Source organism: Pseudomonadota bacterium, assembly GCA_013285445.1.
Classification (GTDB): domain Bacteria; phylum Pseudomonadota; class Gammaproteobacteria; order Xanthomonadales; family Wenzhouxiangellaceae; genus Wenzhouxiangella.
In genome coordinates this window covers 307,901-327,983 of the sequence record CP053448.1, presented here as the reverse complement: position 1 = coordinate 327,983, position 20,083 = coordinate 307,901, and the positions used below count along the sequence as shown (strand labels likewise).

Sequence of the window (20,083 nt, the reverse complement as noted above, 5' to 3'; positions counted from 1 at the left end):
GCATGAACCAACAAGCCAGACAAATCGACAGCTGCCCCGACGATATTCTTTCGCAATGCGCCGCGCTGATGGCCCGACAGGGCTATAACGGCACCAGCATGCGCGACCTTGCGCGCACCACGGGGCGCAGCCTGTCGGGTCTGTACCACTACTTCAGCAACAAAGAAGAGCTGCTGTTTCTGATCAATCAGCGCGGCTTTTCCTCACTGCTCAACAACGCCGAGCGTCTGCGGGCCGATCATCGCTCCCGCACTCTGGACGCCGCGGATCCGGACTCCAGCGCTGCCCTGCTGCGCGACCTGATCGACGCCCACCTGGACTACTTCGGCTCGCACCTGAACGAAATGCGGGTGCTGATGTTCGGCACCGCGCCCATGAGCTCATCGCACGGCCAGGTGATCCGGCAGCTCAAGCAGCGCTACGGCGAAATCATGGAGTTCGCCGTCTCTCAGTACGTGAAATCGCGCGGACGGGAAATCCGGCAGGTGGAGCTGGAACGCAAGACCTACCTGCTGTTCGGGATGATGAACTGGATTTTCGGCTGGTATTCCTACGACGAGCACGGCTCGGTGAGCGCGCTGGCCGAGGAGGTATTCGCCACCTTTACCCGCGGCTGCCTGGCGCGCGTCGAAGAGGAAAAGCAGCATGAGTGAAAGCCGGCGACAAGCCATCATCGAGCAATGCGACACGCTCTATCGCGACCTGGCGCTGGGCTACGTGCGCGACTGGAAACAGCGCACCGGCGGCAAGGCCGTCGGCCATATGCCGGTCTACGTACCGCGCGAGATCCTGCATGCCGCCGGCGTGCTGCCGGTCGGCATCATGGGTGGTGGCGACAACATCGAGATCATCCGCGGCGACGCCTATTTCCAGTCCTATATCTGTCATCTGCCACGCTCGACCGTGGAAATGGGACTGGCCGGCAAGATCGACTGTCTCGACGGCATGTTATTCCCGGCCATCTGCGACGTGATCCGGAACCTGAGCGGCATGTGGCAGATCCTGTTTCCCGATACCTACGTCCGCTACATGGACTTTCCGCAGACCTTCGGCGACGCCGGTCATCGCTTCTACCGCTTCGAGCTCGAGGATCTGCTCGGCGACCTGCAGAAGCTGTCGGGGATCGAAGCCACGCCAGAGCGTCTCAACCACGCCATCGAGCTCTACAACGACAACCGCCGGGCGCTGGCCGAACTCTACGACCTCAGAGCCGCCGAACCGCACAAGGTTCCCACCGCCGATGTCTACCTGCTGATGCGCGCCGGCAATATCATCGAGGTCGAAGAGCACACCACCATGCTGCGCGAGTACATGGAGGCGGTTCGCGACAGCGAATCCCCGATGCTCGACAACATCCGGGTGGTCATCACCGGCATGTTTTGCGAGCAGCCGCCGCTGACGATGGTCAAGGCGATGGAGAACTCCGGCTGCTACATCGTCGACGACGACTGGATGCTGGGCGCGCGCTATCAGATGGGTCAGACCCCGATCAGCGATGACCCCATGGGCTCAATCGTCGACGCCTATTTCAACGACACGGTCTGCACCGCTACCCGCTACGACGCCGACGGCGGCAACGGCCGCTTTCTGGTCGAACGGGTCAGGGAGCGGGACGCCGAGGGCGTCATTTTCGCCGCCGCCAGTTTCTGCGATCCGGCCCTGCTCGATCGCCCGATGGGCCAGTCGGCGCTGAACCAAGCCGATATTCCCTACACCGCATTCACTTACTCGGAAAACACCGGCCAGGTCCAGGTCATCAAGGAACAGGCCGGAACGTTTGCCGACTCGATCAAACTCTGGGGAGGTGCCTGATGAACGAACAGGTCGCACAGATTCAGAAAGAACAGAGCATGGTCATCCAGAAGAAGATGATCGGCGAACACTTCGAAAAACTGGCCCACGCGGAGGAAAACGGCCAGAAGGTGGTCTATACCTTCGTGCCGGGCAACTTGAACGAGTTGATCCTGGCCTTCGACATGCTGCCGGTGCATCCGGAAGTCAACGCCCTGCAGTCGGGCATGCGCAAGCAATCCGGCGACTATATCCAGGAGGCCGAGAAACAGGGCCATTCCGAGGATGTCTGCACCTACGTCAAGTGCGACATCGGGATGCTCAAGAAGGGCAATATCGGGCCCACCGGCCACAAGATGCCCGAGCCCGACCTGTTGCTGCTGAGCTATACCGGCTGCTTTACCTTCATGAAATGGTTCGAGCTGCTGCGCGAGGAGTACGACTGCCCGATCGTGATGCTGCAGGTGCCCTATCAGGCCAACGGCGAGATCACGCCGAACATGCGCGACTTCGTCGCCCACCAGCTCAAGGATGTGCTGGTGCCCAAGCTCGAAGAGATCTCCGGCAAGAAGCTCGACGAAGACCGGCTCAGTGAGCTGCTGGCCAGCTCCGCGCGGGCCGAAGATGATCTGGTGTGGGTGTGGGAGTCAGCGAAACACAAACCCTCGCCCATCGACGCCTATTTCGGAGGGGTCTACTACATCGGGCCGATCTTCACCGCCTTCCGCGGTGTGCCCGAGTGCGAGGATTACTACAGCTCGCTGAAAGCAGAAGTCGGCCGGCGAATCGCCGAGGGCCTCGGCCCGGTCACGCCCGAGGGCGTGCTGACCGACCAGAAATATCGCGTGGTGGTCGAAGGTCCGCCCAACTGGACCAGCTTCCGGGACTTCTGGAAGATCTTCTACGACGAGGGCGTGGTCATGGTCGCCTCCACCTACACCAAGGTTGGTGGACTCTACGAACAAGGCTTCCGCCACGACCCCGGCAAGCCGTTCGAGACGCTGGCCGAGTACTGCCTGGGCTGCTACACCAACCGCAACCTGCCCTCGCGCATCGACCTGCTGGCCGACTACGTCAATGAATACGAGGCCGACGGCGTGCTGTTCAACTCGATCAAGAGCTGCAACTCGTTCTCGGCCGGACAGCTGATGATGCTGCGCGAACTGGAGCGGCGCACCGGCAGGGCCGGCGCCTTTATCGAAAGCGACCTGGTCGACCCGCGCTATTTCTCCGCGGCCAACATCAAGAACCGGCTCGAATCCTACTTCCAGATGCTGGAAGCCAGGCGGCCGGCCGCCTGAACCATCGGGAGCACACCATGGACTGTTGCTACATTGGAATCGATCTGGGCTCGACCACCACCAAGGCGGTGTTTCTCGACGAGAACGAGCGCATCATGGGCCGCGGCATCACCAACTCGCGCAGCAACTACGAGCTGGCCTGCCAGGTGGCGCGCGAACAGGCCGAGGTCAGCACGCGCTTCGGCCTGCTTCGCCAGCGACTCGAAGGCAGTACCAGCATCGGTGACCGGGCCGCCGACCTGATGGCACTACTGTCGTGCAACTACGCGCTGGCCGAACACCTCAAGCAGCTCGACGAACTCGAGCAACAATGTCTGGGCCTGGTCGATGAGCAGGCGCTCGAACCGGCCGAAGCCAAAGCCTGCCGGAGCGCACTGCCTGAGATCTTCCGGGCCCTGGAGACACGCGCCGGCAAGGATTTCTACCCCGGCAGCGCCGCGGCCAGCGACTTTTTCCGCGACCTGGCCACCAGTCAGTACCTCAAGGAAGCAGAGCGCGTGACGATGGAGCAGAGCATCTCCTTCGACCGATTGGTCGGCCTGTTCGACGCCGCCATCATCCGGGTCGAGAACCAGAGCTTCTCCGGCTACTACCGCGACTATCTGGCGTTCGCGACCGAAAGGGTCAGCGCCGACGAGCGCTTTGCCGAATTCGCCGATGAGATCGAGGCGGCGGTGACCGAAACAGCTGAACGCGAGTTCAACGTGCTCAATACCGTGGGCACCGGCTACGGGCGCCTGACACTGCCGTTTGCGCGCGAGCAGATCCGCTCCGAGATCCTGTGTCATGGCCTGGGTGCACACTACATGTTCCCGAAAACACGAACCGTGCTCGATATCGGCGGCCAGGACACCAAGGCCATCCAGATCGATAAGGAGGGTATCGTCACGGCATTCCAGATGAACGACCGATGCGCGGCCGGCTGTGGCCGCTACCTCGGCTACATCGCCGACGAGATGAGCATCGGCGTGCACGAACTGGGGCCGCTGGCCATGCAGTCGACCAAGGAGCTCAAGATCAACTCTACCTGCACGGTGTTCGCCGGCGCCGAGCTGCGCGAGCTGCTGGCCCTGGGCGAGAAAAAGGAAGACATCCTCGCCGGCCTGCACCGCGCCATCGTGCTGCGCGCCATGTCGCTGCTGGCCCGTTCCGGCGGCGTCACTGAACAATTCACGTTTACCGGCGGTGTCGCGCGCAACGAAGCGGTGACCGAGTCGCTCAAGAAGCTCGTGTTCGAGAACTACGGCGAGATGACCATCAACATCAGCAGCGATTCGATCTATACCGGTGCAGTCGGTGCGGCACTGTTCGCCAAGCGCGACCCCAAGGGCGTGATGGCCGACCTGGAAGTCAGCAAGCTCAAGGTCAAGGTCAAGGCCGGCGACAAGGCTGCTATCGGCGGCGTGCCGGCCTGAAGATTCATTGAGGAGAACGACATGTTTTATACCGTAGGCATCGACGTCGGCTGTGATTCGATCAAGACCGCGCTGTTTTCCTTCGACGATGACGGCAGCAACGAAAAGCTGGTGTTCAAGGATCTCGACAAGATCCGCAAGCGCAACGTCAAGGACGTGGTCCGGACCGCTTTCGAGCGGGTACTGGCGCGCAACGACCTGGGCGAGGATGATATCGCCTATATCGCCACCACCGGCGAGGGCGAAATGGTCGATTTCCGTCGCGGTCACTTCTTTTCCATGACCGCGCACGCGCGCGGCGCGATCTTTCTCGACCCCGAGGTGCGCGCCGTGGTCGACTGCGGGGCCCTGCACGGCAAGGCCATGCTGGTCGACGCAAACTCCAAGGTCATCTCCTACCGCATGACCTCACAATGCGCCTCGGGCTCCGGCCAGTTCCTGGAGAACATCGCCCGCTACCTCGGCGTGGCGCTCGATGATATCGGCAAGATCTCGCTGACCGGCGACACGCCCGAGCAGGTCTCGGGCATCTGCGCGGTGCTGGCCGAAACCGACGTGATCAACATGGTCAGCCGCGGCATCACCACCGCCAACATCCTGCGCGGTGTGCACCTGTCGATGGCCAAACGCCTGGTCAGCCTGATGCGCATGGCCAAGGCCGGCGGCGAGGTGCTGATCACCGGCGGACTGGCCCGCAACCCGGGTTTTATCGCGGCCATGCAGGAGATGGCCGACAAGGACCGGCGCCTCAACGCCACCATCCGCACCCACCCCGACTCGGTGCTGGCCGGCGCCATCGGCGCGGCGCTTTGGGCCGGGTTCCGCCATGTGCAGCTGGAAAATGAGGAACACACGGCCGCCGCCTGAAGCCGGCGGGAGCCAGCCAGACCATGAAGACACTCAAAAGCGACACAGAACTCGGAACGCCGGTGGCCAACATCGGCACGCTGGTGCTCGACAATGCCGCACGCTTTGCCGATATGCCGGCCTTTGCCGAGCGCATCGACGGACCGTACCGCCACTACGCCTGGGCGCGACTGGGGCAGGATGTGCTGGCCTTCGCCGCGGCCCTGGAGGCACTGGAAACGGACAACCCGCGCATTGCCTTCATCGCCGGCAACAGCTATCTGCGTCACGTCTGCGAGCTGGCCGTGATGGCATCCGGCCGGATCAGCGTGCCGATCTTTGCCGGCTATCCGCCCGAGCGCATGGTTCAGCTGCTCGACTTCTCCGATGTTGATGTGCTTATTACCGACCAGCCCGCCAAGGTGCTGGCGCTGGATCCTCGGCACCTGCCCGATCATCTGCTGTTGCTGACCACAGCTGATGACGCGGCGCTGACCGGCTATCGTCATGGCGGCGGTCTCGCCCGGCCGGTGTCCGACATTCTGGATACAGCGGCCCGCTCATCAATCGCTGCCGCCGAGCAGCGGATGCGCGCCGTGGGTGCCGATACGATCTGCCTGATCATGTACACCTCCGGCACCAGCGGCTTTCCCAAGGGCGTGCAGCTGACCCACGGCAACCTGATGAGCCAGCAGAAGGCGCTCGAGATTTGCTGGCAGCCCGAGCCGGGCATGCGCATGCTCTGCTACCTGCCCTGGCACCACAGCTTTGGCGGCCTGTTCGAGCGCTTCTTTGCCGTGTCGTCCGGCGCCTGCCTGGCCCTCGACGACGGCTGCGGAAAGGACGTCGACCGACTGCTGGCCAACTTCGCCGAGATCCGCCCGCAGCTGTTTTTCAGCGTACCCAAGATCTACCAGGAAATCACCGCCCGCGTCCAGGCCGAGGGACAGGTCGAACGCGCTTTTTTCCATCCGGAGCTGAAGTTCGTGTTCACGGCGGCCGCTCCGCTGCCGCTGAGCAGCTCCGAGGTGTTTCGCGCCCACGGGATCCCGGTCATCGAAGGTTGGGGTCTGACCGAGACTTCGCCGTGTTGCACGCTCACCCCTTTCAGCCTTGACCGTACGCCCGGCATCGTCGGCTTCCCGATTCCCGGCGTCGAGGTCGCGCTGGACGATGACGGCGAAATCCTGGTGCGCGGAGCCAACGTCATGCGCGGCTACTTCCGCAATGACCAAGAAACCGACAGAGTCTTTACCCGAGATGGCTGGTTTCGCACCGGCGACATCGGCGAGTTCGGCCCCGAAGGCGTGCGCATCGTCTCGCGCAAAGAGCGCATGTTCAAGCTCAGCAACGGCGAGAAGGTGTTTCCCTCACAGCTGGAATCACGCGTGCATGCCCGCTGCCAGTTCATCAAGTACGCCTACGTATTCGGCTCCGGCCAGCACCAGCCGCACATGCTGGTCTTTCCCAATCGCCAGTCCTTCGAAGGTTGCGGCCGAATCGCCAATTGCGTCAATCCCGACAACCCCGAGCAGCTGGCACGCTGCCTGTCGAGCTGCGTGGCCGAGATCAACCACCAGGAAGCAGCGGGATTCCGCGCCATTCGCAGGGCGCTGGTCATCGGGCGCGAACTTTCGATCGAGGACAATGAACTGACGCCGTCGTTCAAGCTCGTGCCATCCCAGGTTGAGCAACGCTACGCCGACTGCATCCGCGCCATGGAAGACGAGCGCTACGACGAATTGCCCGATGACGTGTTCGTACTGAACCTGGAGGAACCCGAATGAGTTTTCACTACGGCGTCGTCGGCACTGGTCCGGTCGGTCGCATCTTTGCCGGACTGCTGTCCCAGGCGGGTCACCGAGTAACCGTGCTGTGCCATCGCGCCCAGACACGACATTTACTCAGCCATCGCCCGGTGGTCATCAAGGGCAAACTCGAAGCCTATGCCGAACTCGATGATGTGGTGCTGGAAGCAGCGGACTTCGTGCGCGCCGCGCCGGACGTGGTCCTGATCTGCACCAAGAGCGTGGATACCGAGCACGTGCTCAATACGCTGCTCGAGCATGACGCCATGGACAAGACGGTTTTCGTATCCTGTCAGAACGGCATCGGTACCGAGGAGGTGATCGCGGGTATTGCCGGGCCTCAACGCGCCTTGCGCATCGTGCTCAACATGGGCTGCGATGTGTCGTGTGGCAACGAAGTCATCGTCACCTTTCAGACCGAACACGTTCTGTCCAGCCCGGCTGCCGTGGATCCCGCGCGCATCGGGCAGATCGCCTCAGATCTCAAGGAATCGGGCTTTCCACTGCGGGTTAGCCCGCACTGGCGCAATGATGTGTTCATGAAGGCGCTGCTCAATGCCTCGCTCGGCAGCCTGTGCGCCATCACGCGTCACTGCATGGGCTGCGTGATGGACCAGCCCGAATCGCGCAGCATGGTCGAGGACATGGTTCGCGAGGGCATCGCGATATGCCAAGCCGAAGGCATCGAACTGCCTGATGGCTTTCTCGACCAGGCGATGCACTATCTCGACCAGGGCGGTGAGCACCGTCCCTCCATCCTGGTCGATGTCGACAAGGGCAAGGTGACCGAAAACGAGTTTCATGCCGCCGAACTCGCCCGGCTGGCACGCAGGCACCAGGTGGCGGCCCCAACCCTGGAATTCGTTGACAAGGTGCTGCGCTGCACGGAGAACTTCTGATGACCGAGTTTCGCACGGTTGCTGTGATCGGTGCCGGCACCATGGGCTCGGCCATTGCCCAGCACTTCCTGATGAAGGGGCTGGAAGTCCGGCTGGTCGACAACACCGAGGCCGGGCTGGAGCGCGGCCGGGCGCTGATCCGCGACTCGCTCAACGAGGCGATGCAACGCCGTCTGCTCGATCAGGACGGCTTAGACGCCACACTCGAACGGCTCAAGCCGACCCTGGAGATGCGTGACGTCGCCGACTGCGATCTCGTGGTCGAGGCGGTGTTCGAAGATCTCGACCTCAAACGTCGCCTGCTGGCCGGGCTGGAGACGGTGGTGAGTCCCGACTGCATCCTGGCAACCAACACGTCCTCCTATCTCATCGGCGACGTTGCCGCCGGCCTGTCGCGGCCTGAGCGCGTGATTGGCGCCCACTACTTCTACCACGCCGCCAAGAACAAGCTCATCGAGATCGTCGCCGGCGAGCACAGCGACCCGGCCCTGGTTGACGAACTCGAGGGCTTCTACGCCGAGCTGGGCAAGACTCCGATTCGCACGGCCGATGCGCCAGGTTTTGCGGTCAACCGCTTTTTCGTGCCCTGGCTCAACGAGGCCGTCCGCGCGTGGGCAGAAGGCCTGGGTTCGATCGCTGGCATCGACGCGGTCGCCCGCGAGACCTTCGGCGTCGGTATGGGTCCGTTTGCGCTGATGAACGCCACCGGCGTGCCGATCGCCCGGCATTCGGCGCAGGGTCTGGCCGACAAGCTCGGCGAATTCTATGCCCCGGCCGACACTCTGGTCGACCAGGTCGAGGCCGGCAGGGACTGGGACTGCGAAGACCGCAGCATTCCGGGCGGCGGCAGCGAGCAGCCCGGGGCGGTGCGACGGCGCCTGCTCGGGGCCGCCCTGGGCTGCGCCGCCGAGCTGGTCAGCGAAGGCGTATGCGATGCCACCGCCACCGACCTGGGCGCGCGCTCGGGCCTGCGCTGGCCGCGCGGGCCCTTCGAAATGATGCTCGAGCTGGGGCTCGATGAGGCGCACGCGAGCGTGGCCGGGCTGTTCGGCCGCTGGAACCGGCCAGTTCCCAGCGTCCCCTTCAAGACCCGCCCCGAGCCGCTGCTTCAATGGGTGCAGCGCGAGGTCCACGACCACACCGGCGTACTGATCTTCAACCTGCCCGATCGCATGAACGCCCTGGGCGAGACCGTGATCGAGCAGCTCGAGGCCGCCTGGAATGCGCTCGAGCAGGACGAACGGGTCGAGCGTATCTTTATCGTCGGCCGCGGCAAGGCCTTCGTGGCCGGCGCCGACATCAAATTCTTTCTCGACAACATGGCCGCCGGCACCCTCGATCGGATCCAGTCCTTCACCGAGCGCGGCCAGCGCTTGTTGCGCGCGTTCGAAACCTCGCACAAGCCCACGGTGGCCTTTGTCGACGGGCTGGCCCTGGGTGGTGGGCTGGAACTGGCCCTGGCCTGCCGGTATCGCCTGGGCACGCGCGACACCCGGCTTGGTTTTCCCGAAACCGGCATCGGCATCTATCCCGGTCTGGGCGGCACCCAGCGCGCGCCGCGCCTGATCGGCCGCGGGCTGGCCAAGTACCTGGTCGCCAGCGGCGCGCAGCTCGGCGCGCAGCAGGCCCTGGAGCTGGGCCTGATCGATGCCATCGTCGATCCGGTGCGCCATTACGCCGAACTCGCTGGCGTGGACCTGCCCGAAAAACAGTCCGGTCGCCAGCCTCAGGATGAACTCGAGTCGGCCTTTGCCGACTACGACGGCAGCCTCGATCGCGCCACGCTGGAAAGCGGGCCTTTGGCCGCTCATGCCAAGGCGCTCTCGCGCAAGGCACCGATCGCGCTGGCCAGGGCCATGGCGCTGATCGATCGCGGCCATGAACTCGCGCTGGATGAAGCCCTGCATCTCGAGATCCAGGGCCTGCAAGAGATCTTCGCGACCGCCGATGCCGAGGCCGGCCTGAGCGCCGTCATCAGAGGCCTCCGGCCGGAATTCAAGGGAGCCTGAAACCATGTCGGCGAACGTCACCGGATTTAATCAGGACAGGGCCGTCGGCGCCCTGTTCGAGGATGTCTACCTGATCGACGGCCGGCGCACGCCGTTTGGCGCCTACTGCGGCAGCCTGTCGAGCGTCTCGCCCACCGACCTGGCCATCCACGCCGCGCGCGCGGCCATCGAGGCGGCCGGAGTCGAGGCCAGCTCCATCGACCAGACCGTGGTGGCCAATATCGGCCAGGCCAGCGCGGATTCGTTTTTCCTGCCGCGCCATGTCGCGCTCTATGCCGGGGCGCCCGAGACGAGCGCGGCGCTGATGGTCCAGCGCATCTGCGGTTCCGGCCTGGACGTGCTGGGCACGGCCGCCGAGCAGATCGCGCTGGGCAAGGCTTCCCTGGTGCTGGGTGCCGGCACCGACACCATGAGCCGCTTCCCGCTGGTCTCCTATTCCGCCCGCCAGGGCTTTGGGCTCGGCCGGCCCGAGTACGTCGATTTGCTGTGGGAGGCGCTCAACGACACCGCCGCCGTGCCGATGGGCCGCACGGCCGACAACCTGGCCGAGCGCTATGGGCTGTCGCGCGACGACGTCGACGCCTTCGCTCTGGCCAGCCAGGCGCGCTGCGCGGCGGCGCGAGAGGCCGGCTTTTTCGATGCGGAGCTGGCCGCCGTGCCCGACCAGGGCGAGTTTGCCCTCGACGGTCTCGAACCGCGTCGCTTCCGCTGCAAGAGCCGTGACGGGCTGGGCCGGGATGAACACCCGCGCCAGACCACGCTCGAAAAGCTCGCCCAGCTCAAGCCAGTGTTCTCGAAAGAAGGCCCAACCACCGCCGGTTCGGCCTCGGGCATCGTCGACGGCGCAGCTGCCATGATGGTGGCCTCCGGCGAGTTCGTTCGCGCCCACGGCCTTAAGCCCCTGGCGCGCCTGCGCGGGCACTGCTCGGTCGGCGTCGAGCCGGCGTATATGGGCATCGGCCCGGCGCCGGCGATTCGCGCCCTGCTCGACCGGGCCGGGGCCGGGATCGCCGATATCGAGCGCTTCGAGATCAACGAGGCCTTCGGCGCCCAGTGCCTGGCGGTGCAGCGCGAGCTCGGCATCGACCCTGACCGGCTCAACGTCAACGGCGGCGCGATCGCCATCGGCCATCCGCTCGGCGCCACCGGCGTTCGCCTGGCGCTGACGCTTTCGCGCACGCTCGTGCGCGACGACGCCACCCTCGGGATCGCCTCGGCCTGTGTCGGCGGCGGCCAGGGTGTCGCCCTGCTGGTGGAACGATGCTGAGGCGGCTCGACAAGCGCACCGCGCTGGTCACCGGCGCCGGCCGCGGCATCGGCGCGGCCATCGCCGCGCGACTGGCCGAAGAAGGCGCGCGCATCGTCGTGGCCGATCGCGACGGCGAGGCAGCCGCCGCGCTGGCAACAGAGATCCGGAACAAGGGCGCCGAAGCGCTGGCGGTCACGGTGGACGTCGCCGACAGCGGCGAAGTCCGACAGATGATGAATCGCATCCAGGAGCGCTTCGGCGGTCTGGACGTGCTGGTCAACAACGCCGGCATCATCCGCGACGGCTGGCTGGGCAAGCTCAGCGACGAGGACTTCGACCAGGTCATCGCGGTCAACCTCAAGGGCGCTTTTCTTTGCTGTCGCGCCGCGCTGGGGCTGCTCAAGCAAAGCCAATCTGCGCGCATCGTCAACATCGCCTCGCGTTCCTGGCTGGGCAACCCCGGCCAGGCCAACTACGCCGCCAGCAAGGGCGGGGTGGTCAGCCTCACCCGCACCCTGGCGCTGGAGCTGGCGCGCTTTTCCATCAACGTCAACGCCGTCGCGCCGGGCCTGATCGACACGCCGATGGTGCGCTCCATGCCCGAGCAGGCGCGCGAGAAGCTGATCGCCCGGCAGCCGACCGGGCAGATGGGCCGGGTCGAAGACATTGCCGCCGCGGTGGCCTTCCTGGCCGGGCCGGACGCCGACTTCATCAGCGGCCAGGTGCTGCATGTCGACGGCGGCAAGAGCTGCGGGATTCTGGGGCTGTGACCGTGAAGCTGCGCCCAAGCGCCGCCGGCCAGCAGGTCTTGCTGGCCGCGGCGCGGCGCACGCCGTTCGGTCGCGCCCACGCCGACAAGGGCTGGCTGAAAGCCATCCGCGCCGACGAACTGCTGGCCGGACTGATTCGTGAAATGGCGGCTGATCTGCCTGACCCGACCGCCATCGACGATGTGCTGATCGGCTGCGTCGGCCAGCACCTGGAGCAGGGCAAGAACGTTGCCCGACTGGCCGTGCTCCTTGCCGGCCTGCCCGAGAGCGTGCCCGGTGTCACCTTCAACCGCCTGTGCGCCTCCAGCCTCGAGGCCTTCAACACCGCCGCCGTGCGCATCGCCGCCGGCGCCGATGAACTGCTGCTGGCCGGCGGCGTCGAGCACATGCACCATGTGCCGATGGGCGCTGCCATTGACCACCATCCTCAACTGGGTTCGCGCGGCGAGTTCCCGTTCATGAACATGGGCCTGGCCGCCGAGTGGCTGGCCCGGCGCGACGGCATTGATCGGGCCGAGCAGGACACCTGGGCGCTGGAAAGCCATCGCCGCGCGGTCGCCGCGACCGAGCGGGGCGATTACGCCGCCGAACTGGCGCCGGTCGTGGTCGACGAACGCACGATCGAGCGCGACCAGGGCCCGCGTGCCAGCGCCAGCCTCGACGTCCTGGGCGAGCTCAAGCCGGCCTTCGACGACAACGGCACGGTCACCGCCGGCAACGCCTCGCCCTTGAGCGACGGGGCCAGCCTGACGATGCTGGCCTCGGCCGCGGCCTGTGATCGCCACGGTCTCGAGCCCATCGCCGAGGTGCTCGCTCACGCCACTATAGGCCTGGAGCCGCAGGCCATGGCGCGCGGGCCGGTACCGGCGATCGAACGGCTGCTCGAGCGCAGCGGCCTGGCGCTGGCCGATATCGACCGCTTCGAAATCAACGAAGCCTTTGCCGCCCAGATCGTGTCCAATGTTCGAGAGCTCGGCCTCGATCCGGCGCGGGTCAACCCGTCCGGCGGGGCAATCGCCCTGGGCCATCCGCTGGGCGCGACCGGCACCCGGCTGATCACCACCCTGGCCCACGGCCTGGCGCGCGATGGGGGCGAGTTCGGCATCGCCGCCCTGTGCGTCGGCCACGGCCAGGGCGTGGCCACCCTGATTCGGAGAATCGAACCATGACCGAAACGAGCGCCCCGAACATCAAGCAGGTCATGCGTGACTATTTCCTAGACCTCGACGCCGCGGCCAGGGACCCCGGCCGGCGCGTGGCCTGGTGCACCTCGGTCGGACCGGCCGAGGTCCTGCGCGCGATGGGCTTCGAGGTCTACTTCCCGGAAAACCACGGCGCCATGCTCGGCGCTACAAGAGTCGCCGGCGACACCATTCCGGTGGCCAACGCGCGCGGCTACTCGCCTGAGATCTGCAGCTACCTGACCTCGGATGTCGGCGCCTGCATCAAGGGCATCACCCCGCTGACCAAGGCCTACGGCATCGAGTCGGTGCCGAAACCCGACGTGCTGGTCTACTGCACCAACCAGTGCAAGGACGTGATGCACTGGTTCAACTGGTACGCGCGCGAGTGGAAGGTGCCGGTCATCGGCATCCACCCGCCCAACCACCTGCCCGAGGTCGAGCGCGAGCATATCGACGACGTGGTCATCCAGTACCGCAAGATGATCGAGCAACTCGAGGCCATCACCGGCGAGCCGCTCGATGAGCAGGCGCTGAAGGCTGCCGTGGCCGAATCACGCACCGCCACCGACCTGTGGTCGGATGCGCTGAACATGGCGCGGGCCAAGCCGGCGCCGATGAGCTTTTTCGACTCGACCATCTACATGGGCCCGATCGTGGTGCTGCGCGGCGACCGCCGGGCCACCGACTACTACCGCGGCCTGGTCGCCGAACTGAAAGCGAAGGTTGCCGCCGGCGAAGGCGCCGTGGCCGGCGAGCGCCTGCGCGTGTACTGGGAGGGCATGCCGATCTGGGGCCGCCTGCGCCATCTCTCGGAACTGTTTGCCAGCCAGCACGCAGCGGTTGTCGCCTCGACCTACTGCAACAGCTGGATTTTTTCCGACTTCGACGGCGATCGCCCGCTCGAGAGCATGGCCGAGGCCTACCTGAAGATCTTCATCAACCGCGACGACGGCTACAAGGAAAGCTACATCGAGCGCGTGGTCGGGGACTTCGACATCGACGGGGTCGTCTATCACGCCGCGCGCACCTGCCCGAACAACACCAACAGTCACTACAACCTGCCGCAGCGACTGAAGAACAAGGGCATCCCCGGCATCGTCGTCGACGGCGACCTCAACGACCTGCGCTGCTTCTCCGACGAGCAGAGCACGACGCTGGTCGAGGCTTTCCTGGAAACGCTATGACCCGTCATACCGTGCAGGTCCGACCCACCCCGGAACCCGGCACCGAACCGGTATTCTGGGGCGTGGACTGCGGCAGCGCCGAGATCAAGATCGCGGCCATCGATTCGACCGGCCGGATTCTCGAACTGCGCAAGGGTCGCACCCTGTTCCCGCTCGTCGAGCACGTGCACCGGGCGCTGTCGGGCAGCGCCGAGGCGCTTTCCCCGCTGGCCGAAGAGCAGCGCGCGGTCACGCCCGATGAAGGCACGGAGTTGGCCGCACGCGCCGGCCACGTCATCTACGCCACCGGCTACGGGCGCAACCACATCAAGGGCGTGCACGGCAGCCTGACCGAGATCAAGGCGCATTTTCTCGGCGTGCAGCACCAGCTTGAGCTCGATCGCGACTACACGATCATCGATATCGGCGGGCAGGACTCCAAGGTCATCCGCTCCACCCCCGAACGGGTTGACCAGTTCGCCATCAACCGCAAGTGCGCGGCCGGCACCGGCGCCTACATCGAGGAACTGGCCCATCGCCTGGAAGTGCCGATGGACCGGTTGCCCGGGCTGGCACGAAAGCACGACAGCGACCTGACCCTCAACAGCTACTGCACGGTGTTCTCCGGCCAGGAAGTGATCAAGCTGCTGATGCACGGCGAGCGCGTCGAGAACCTGATCCAGGCGCTCTACCGCTCGGTGGTCAAGCGCGTGCTCGAGATGACCGCCATCGACACCGACACGCTGGTCTTTTCCGGCGGCGTGCTCGAGCACCACGAGATTCTCGTCCCGCTGTTTGCCGAGCGTTTCGACCAGATCGAAACGATCATGGCCCCCAACGCCCAGTTTTGCGGCGCGCTCGGGGCGGCCGTCCACGCAATGAAGGAGACGCAAGACCATGGCCTATCACATCACCACTGACTGCAACCTGTGCGACGCCTGCGTCATGGAATGCCCCAACGAGGCGATCAGCGCCGGCGCGCAGGTCTACGTCATCGACCCCGAGCTTTGCACCGAGTGCGTCGGCTTTTTCGACGAGCCGCAGTGCGCCGAGGTCTGCCCGATGGAGTGCTGCGAGACCAACCCCGACCGGGTCGAGAGCGAACAGACCCTGCTCGAGCGCGCCAGGCGCCTCAACCCGGATGAAGACTTCTCCGGCGACGTGCCGTCGCATTTCTCGGCGCACTGACGGCAGGCCGCCCCATGGACCCGAGCGCACCGGCCGTCAAGTTGCCCGATCCGGAGCAGACCCGGCCCCAGGTCTTCAACGACATCACCATCAAGTTCGCCGGTGATTCCGGCGACGGCATCCAGCTGGCCGGTGTTCAGTTCGCCCGCCTGTCGGGCGAGGCCGGCGAGGCGGTGCGCACTCTGGCCGATTTCCCGCCCGAGATCCGCTCGCCAGCCGGCAGTCTGGGCGGGGTATCGGGCTTCCAGCTCCGAACCGGCGGCGAGCACGTGCGCACCGCCGGTGACGTCGTCGACCTGCTGGTGGCGATGAACCCGGCCGCCCTGAAGATCAACCTCGACCAGGTCCGGCCCAACGGCATCATCATCGTCAACGAGACCGCCTTCAGAGGCGCCGCACTCAAGCGCGCCGGCTACGGGCGCAGTCCGCTCGACGACGGCAGCCTCAATCAGTGGCGCGTCTTTCCGGTGCCGATTGCCAAGCTCACGCGCACGGCACTCAAGGACCTGAAGCTCGGCAACAAGGAAAAGGACCGATCCAAGAACTTCTTTGCCCTGGGCCTGATCTGCTGGCTGTTTCCGCGCCCGACCGGGCCTGTCGAGGACTGGATCGAACAACGGTTCGGCCAGCAGCCGGAGCTGGCCGCGGCCAACCTTCGCGCGTTCCGGGCCGGCTGGAACTACGGCGAGACCACCGAGCATTTCGTCAGTCCGCTGAAGGTTCGTGAGGATCGGCGCCTGGCGCGGAGCGGCGTCTACCGCTTCGTCAACGGCAATACCGCTCTGTCGCGCGGGCTGATCCAGGCGGCCCGCCGAGCCGGCGTCTCGCTGTTTCTCGGCGGCTACCCGATCACCCCGGCGACCGAGATCATGCAGACCCTGAGCCTCGAGCGCAGCAGCGACGTGCGCGTCTTCCAGGCCGAAGACGAGATTGCGGCGATCGGTGCGGCCATCGGCGCGAGTTTCGCCGGCGCGCTGGGCGTGACCAGCACCTCCGGGCCCGGTCTGGCGCTGATGGCCGAATTCATCGACCTGGCCGTGATTGCCGAGCTGCCGCTGGTGGTCATCAACGTCCAGCGCGCCGGCCCGTCAACCGGCATTCCGACCAAGACCGAGCAGGCCGATCTGTGGCAGGCGCTCTATGGCCGCCACGGCGAATCCCCGCTGCCGGTGCTGGCGGCAGCATCGCCGCAGGACTGTTTCGATACTGCCGTTGAAGCCGCGCGCATTGCGCTTGCGTACATGACGCCGGTGATCGTGCTCTCCGACCTGTCGCTGGCCAGCGGCGCCGAGCTGTGGTGCGAGCCCGGGCTCGAGGAGCTGCCGGAAATGACCGTAACGCGCCCGCAGTCGGCCGAAGGCTTCAAGCCCTACCAGCGCGACCCCGAAACCCTGACCCGCCCCTGGGCGGTGCCGGGCATGGCCGGTTTCGAGCACGTCACCGGCGGGCTGGAAAAGGGCGGCGAGTCCGGGGCGGTCAGCTACGAGGCGGCCAACCACGAGGCCATGGTGCGGCTGCGCGCCGACAAGATCGCCCGCGTCGCCCGCGGCTACCCTGAGCTCGAGCCTTACGGCGACCCCGCTGCCGGCCTGCTGCTGGTCGGCTGGGGCTCGACCGGTGGCGCCATCTACGAGGCGGTCGACCGCCTGACCCGGGACGGCCATGCCGTCGCCGGGCTGTGCCTGCGCCAGCTCAACCCGTTGCCCGAGGATCTCGGTGAACTGTTGCGTCAGCATGGCCAGATCGTGGTGGTCGAAAACAACCTGGGGCAGCTCCGGCAGCGTTTGCGCAGCGAGTACCTGATCGACGTCAAGCCGCTCAACAAGATCCAAGGCACGACGTTCCGGGTGTCCGAAATAACGGCCTATGCCGAATCCCTTCTCAAGGGAGGTCCCATCGCATGAATACGATCGATACGGCGCCAGAGCGTCCGGCTTCAGAACAGCGCGCCGACCGCCTGCATTTCCTGAGCGAAGTCCAGCCACGCTGGTGCCCCGGCTGCGGCTGCTTTGCCGTGCTCAAGGCGCTGACCGCGGCCTACGCCGAGCAGGGTCTGCCGCGCGAAAACCTGGTGACCGTCTCGGGCATCGGCTGCTCATCGCGCCTGCCCTACTACACCAGCAACTTCGGCTTTCACACCATTCACGGCCGCGCGCCGACTGTCGGCATGGGCATCAAGCTGGCCAATCCGGAGCTGTCGGTGTGGCTGATCTGCGGCGACGGCGATGCGCTGGCCATCGGCGGTAACCACACCCTGCATCTGCTTCGGCGCAACCCGGATATCAACTTGCTGTTGCTCAACAACCAGATCTACGGCCTGACCAAGGGGCAGGCCTCGCCGACCAGTCCGCTCGGGCAGAAGACGCGCTCCACGCCCTACGGCGTGCGGGACACGCCGGTCAACCCGGTCAACCTGGCGCTGGCCGCCGGCGCGACCTTCGTCGCGCGCGTACCCGACACCGATCCGGCCATGATGCAGCAGGTCTTTGCCGCGGCCAATGCACATCGCGGCGTGTCCTTCGTCGAGGTGATGTTCAACTGCGTGACCTTCAATGACGGCGCCTATGACGGCATCGTCGGCAAGCACAGCCGCAACGAGCATTCGGTGCGGCTGGCCGCAGGCCAGCCCATGGTCTACGGCGACCAGACGCGCAGGGTGCTGACCACCGACAGCGGGCGCATCGTCTCCAGGGCCCTGGCCGCAGACGACCCGCTGCCGGGCAGCGCCCTCATCCACGACCCCGCCTCGACCGATCCGGGCCTGGCCCAGCAGCTGGCCCTGATGAGCCCGCCCGAACTGCCTTGCGCGCTGGGCATCTTCCGCCAGGTGCAGGCGCCGGTCTACGGCGAGACAACTGCGCAATGACCGACCGCGTCTATGTCCATCGCAGCCCGGTGCGCTTCACCCATACCGACCCGGCCGGCTACGTGTTCTTCCCGCGTTTTTTCGAGATGTTCCAGGCCGCCGTTGAGGAATGGTTCAACCGCTGCCTGCAGATGAACTACGCCGAACTCATTCTCGAGCAGGGCATCGGTTTTCCCACCGCGCATACCGAGTGCGATTTCCTGCGTCCCTGCCGCCTCGGCGAAGTGCTGGAACTGGATCTGGTGCTCGAACGGATTGGCCGGACTTCGTTCACACTGCGTTTCGACGGCCATATCGGCGACAAGCCGAGACTGCGGGCCCGCTCCGTGCTGGTCGCCATCGAGCTTGGGCTGGGCCGGCCGCAGCCGCTCACGCCACTCCTGCAAAGGCGGCTGGACTCCTATCTCGCGACCTGTCGCCGGCACGACGCTCAAAACCCGTGATGGATCTGGGCCTGGGCGAGCTGCAGCGGACATTCGAGCGCCTGGCGCCGGCAGATCAGATCGTGCTTGCCAGCGTTGTCGAAACGCGCGGCTCGACCTATCGCAAGCCGGGGGCGATGATGCTGATCGAATCCTCCGGCCTCACGCATGGCCTGCTCAGCGGCGGCTGCCTGGAAGGTGACCTGGCCGAGCATGCCACCAGCGTACTGGCCACCGGACAACCGAGCCTGATCACCTACGACATGCTGTCGGGCGAAGAGCCGCCCTGGGGGCTCGGGCTGGGCTGTCAGGGCCTGGTGCGCGTGCTGCTGACCCGCATTGACGCCAACGACCCGGTATTCACCCGCCTGTGCCATGTGCACGCCCGGCGTCAGCGCGCCATGCTCTTGCAGGTGTTTCAGTCCGACCTCGCCGACTGGCAGGCCGGCAGCCTGATGCTGGCCGATGGATCGGGTCAATGGTTCGGCGTGCCGCAGTCTTTGGAAGCCAAGCGACTTTCGGCTGCCCTGCCGACAAACCGGCCGGATCGGGCTGTCGAGATCGAACTGGATACGCCGCAGGGCAGAGCCAGACTGCTGCTGGTGCCGATCGATCCGCCGCGGCGGCTGCTGGTGCTGGGTGCAGGTCCTGACGCCGTGCCACTGGTCCGGCTGGCTCAAGCCATTGGCTGGGATGTTGACGTGGCCGATCATCGACCCGCCTATATCGAGCAGCTGCTCAACAAGACGGCTTGCCGGGCGAATCGGTTGCGACCGGACCAGATCGATGATTCCGGCCTGCTTGCCCGTGCCGATGCCGTCGTCATCATGAGCCATCATCTGGAGCACGACCGCGCCTGGATCGCCCGCGTGGCCGAACACCCGGTCGCCTACATCGGCCTGCTCGGGCCGGCGGCCCGACGCGAACGCGTGCTCGAGGACATCCCTGAAACGCATCACCGGCGCATTCATGGTCCGGCGGGCCTGGATCTCGGCGCTGAACTGCCGGAAACCATCGCCCTGTCGATCCTGGCCGAAGCCCATGCCATGCTCAATGACCGCGATGGCCGGCCATTGTCTTCCTAGTGGGCCATGCGGCTAATGAGGTAACACTCAGCCGTCGCACAAGCGTTGTGGGCAAGGCGCGCGAGCGCAGGACTGGCCATCGCCAAT

General features: G+C 65.7%; 18 protein-coding genes. All 18 read left to right on the top strand.

Annotated elements, in window-relative coordinates; all coding sequences use genetic code 11:
- The first annotated feature begins 2 nt into the window (after positions 1-2).
- From HND55_01615 to HND55_01530, 18 genes are read left to right on the top strand one after another with little or no spacing between them, the layout of a single operon-like run.
- Positions 3-653, top strand: a complete 651-nt coding sequence (locus HND55_01615) for a TetR/AcrR family transcriptional regulator (GenBank protein QKK01459.1) — start codon at positions 3-5, stop codon at positions 651-653.
- Positions 646-1,812 (top strand): benzoyl-CoA reductase subunit C, encoded by a 1,167-nt coding sequence (gene bcrC / locus HND55_01610; protein ID QKK01458.1) that lies wholly within the window; start codon positions 646-648, stop codon positions 1,810-1,812. The genes HND55_01615 and bcrC overlap by 8 nt, the downstream gene beginning before the upstream one ends.
- Positions 1,812-3,092 (top strand): benzoyl-CoA reductase subunit B, encoded by a 1,281-nt coding sequence (gene bcrB / locus HND55_01605; protein ID QKK01457.1) that lies wholly within the window; start codon positions 1,812-1,814, stop codon positions 3,090-3,092. The genes bcrC and bcrB overlap by 1 nt, the downstream gene beginning before the upstream one ends.
- A 17-nt stretch (positions 3,093-3,109) precedes the next feature.
- Entirely contained in the window at positions 3,110-4,507 is a 1,398-nt protein-coding gene (locus HND55_01600; protein QKK01456.1) for a benzoyl-CoA reductase subunit A, read from the top strand.
- Between the two features lie 21 nt (positions 4,508-4,528).
- A complete protein-coding gene (bcrD, locus tag HND55_01595) occupies positions 4,529-5,374 on the top strand; it encodes a benzoyl-CoA reductase subunit D (protein QKK01455.1) in 846 nt (281 codons plus the stop codon).
- 23 nt (positions 5,375-5,397) lie between these two features.
- On the top strand, positions 5,398-7,140 hold the full coding sequence (locus tag HND55_01590) for an AMP-binding protein (protein ID QKK01454.1): 1,743 nt from the start codon (positions 5,398-5,400) through the stop codon (positions 7,138-7,140).
- Positions 7,137-8,060 (top strand): ketopantoate reductase family protein, encoded by a 924-nt coding sequence (locus HND55_01585; GenBank protein ID QKK01453.1) that lies wholly within the window; start codon positions 7,137-7,139, stop codon positions 8,058-8,060. The genes HND55_01590 and HND55_01585 overlap by 4 nt, the downstream gene beginning before the upstream one ends.
- Positions 8,060-10,069 (top strand): 3-hydroxyacyl-CoA dehydrogenase/enoyl-CoA hydratase family protein, encoded by a 2,010-nt coding sequence (locus HND55_01580; protein ID QKK01452.1) that lies wholly within the window; start codon positions 8,060-8,062, stop codon positions 10,067-10,069. Before HND55_01585 ends, HND55_01580 begins: the two co-directional genes overlap by 1 nt.
- A 4-nt stretch (positions 10,070-10,073) precedes the next feature.
- Positions 10,074-11,336 carry a thiolase family protein gene (locus HND55_01575; protein QKK01451.1) on the top strand — a complete coding sequence of 421 codons (1,263 nt, stop codon included), beginning with the start codon at positions 10,074-10,076 and terminating at the stop codon, positions 11,334-11,336.
- A complete protein-coding gene (locus HND55_01570; protein QKK01450.1) occupies positions 11,330-12,088 on the top strand; it encodes an SDR family oxidoreductase in 759 nt (252 codons plus the stop codon). Before HND55_01575 ends, HND55_01570 begins: the two co-directional genes overlap by 7 nt.
- A gap of 38 nt (positions 12,089-12,126) precedes the next feature.
- Positions 12,127-13,257, top strand: a complete 1,131-nt coding sequence (locus HND55_01565) for a thiolase family protein (GenBank protein ID QKK03945.1) — start codon at positions 12,127-12,129, stop codon at positions 13,255-13,257.
- A complete protein-coding gene (locus HND55_01560; protein QKK01449.1) occupies positions 13,254-14,456 on the top strand; it encodes a 2-hydroxyacyl-CoA dehydratase in 1,203 nt (400 codons plus the stop codon). The genes HND55_01565 and HND55_01560 overlap by 4 nt, the downstream gene beginning before the upstream one ends.
- Entirely contained in the window at positions 14,453-15,355 is a 903-nt protein-coding gene (locus tag HND55_01555) for a hypothetical protein (GenBank protein QKK01448.1), read from the top strand. Before HND55_01560 ends, HND55_01555 begins: the two co-directional genes overlap by 4 nt.
- Positions 15,333-15,623 carry a YfhL family 4Fe-4S dicluster ferredoxin gene (locus HND55_01550; GenBank protein ID QKK01447.1) on the top strand — a complete coding sequence of 97 codons (291 nt, stop codon included), beginning with the start codon at positions 15,333-15,335 and terminating at the stop codon, positions 15,621-15,623. The genes HND55_01555 and HND55_01550 overlap by 23 nt, the downstream gene beginning before the upstream one ends.
- 14 nt (positions 15,624-15,637) lie before the next feature.
- Complete coding sequence (locus HND55_01545) at positions 15,638-17,527, top strand: 2-oxoacid:acceptor oxidoreductase subunit alpha (protein QKK01446.1); 1,890 nt, start codon at positions 15,638-15,640, stop codon at positions 17,525-17,527.
- Positions 17,524-18,489 carry a 2-oxoacid:ferredoxin oxidoreductase subunit beta gene (locus HND55_01540; GenBank protein ID QKK01445.1) on the top strand — a complete coding sequence of 322 codons (966 nt, stop codon included), beginning with the start codon at positions 17,524-17,526 and terminating at the stop codon, positions 18,487-18,489. Before HND55_01545 ends, HND55_01540 begins: the two co-directional genes overlap by 4 nt.
- Positions 18,486-18,932: an acyl-CoA thioesterase gene (locus tag HND55_01535; GenBank protein ID QKK01444.1), complete on the top strand. Its 447-nt coding sequence runs from the start codon at positions 18,486-18,488 to the stop codon at positions 18,930-18,932. The genes HND55_01540 and HND55_01535 overlap by 4 nt, the downstream gene beginning before the upstream one ends.
- The gene (locus HND55_01530; protein ID QKK01443.1) at positions 18,932-19,996 is read left to right on the top strand and encodes an XdhC family protein; all 1,065 of its coding nucleotides are present in this window, start codon (positions 18,932-18,934) and stop codon (positions 19,994-19,996) included. Before HND55_01535 ends, HND55_01530 begins: the two co-directional genes overlap by 1 nt.
- The last annotated feature ends 87 nt before the right edge of the window (positions 19,997-20,083 follow it).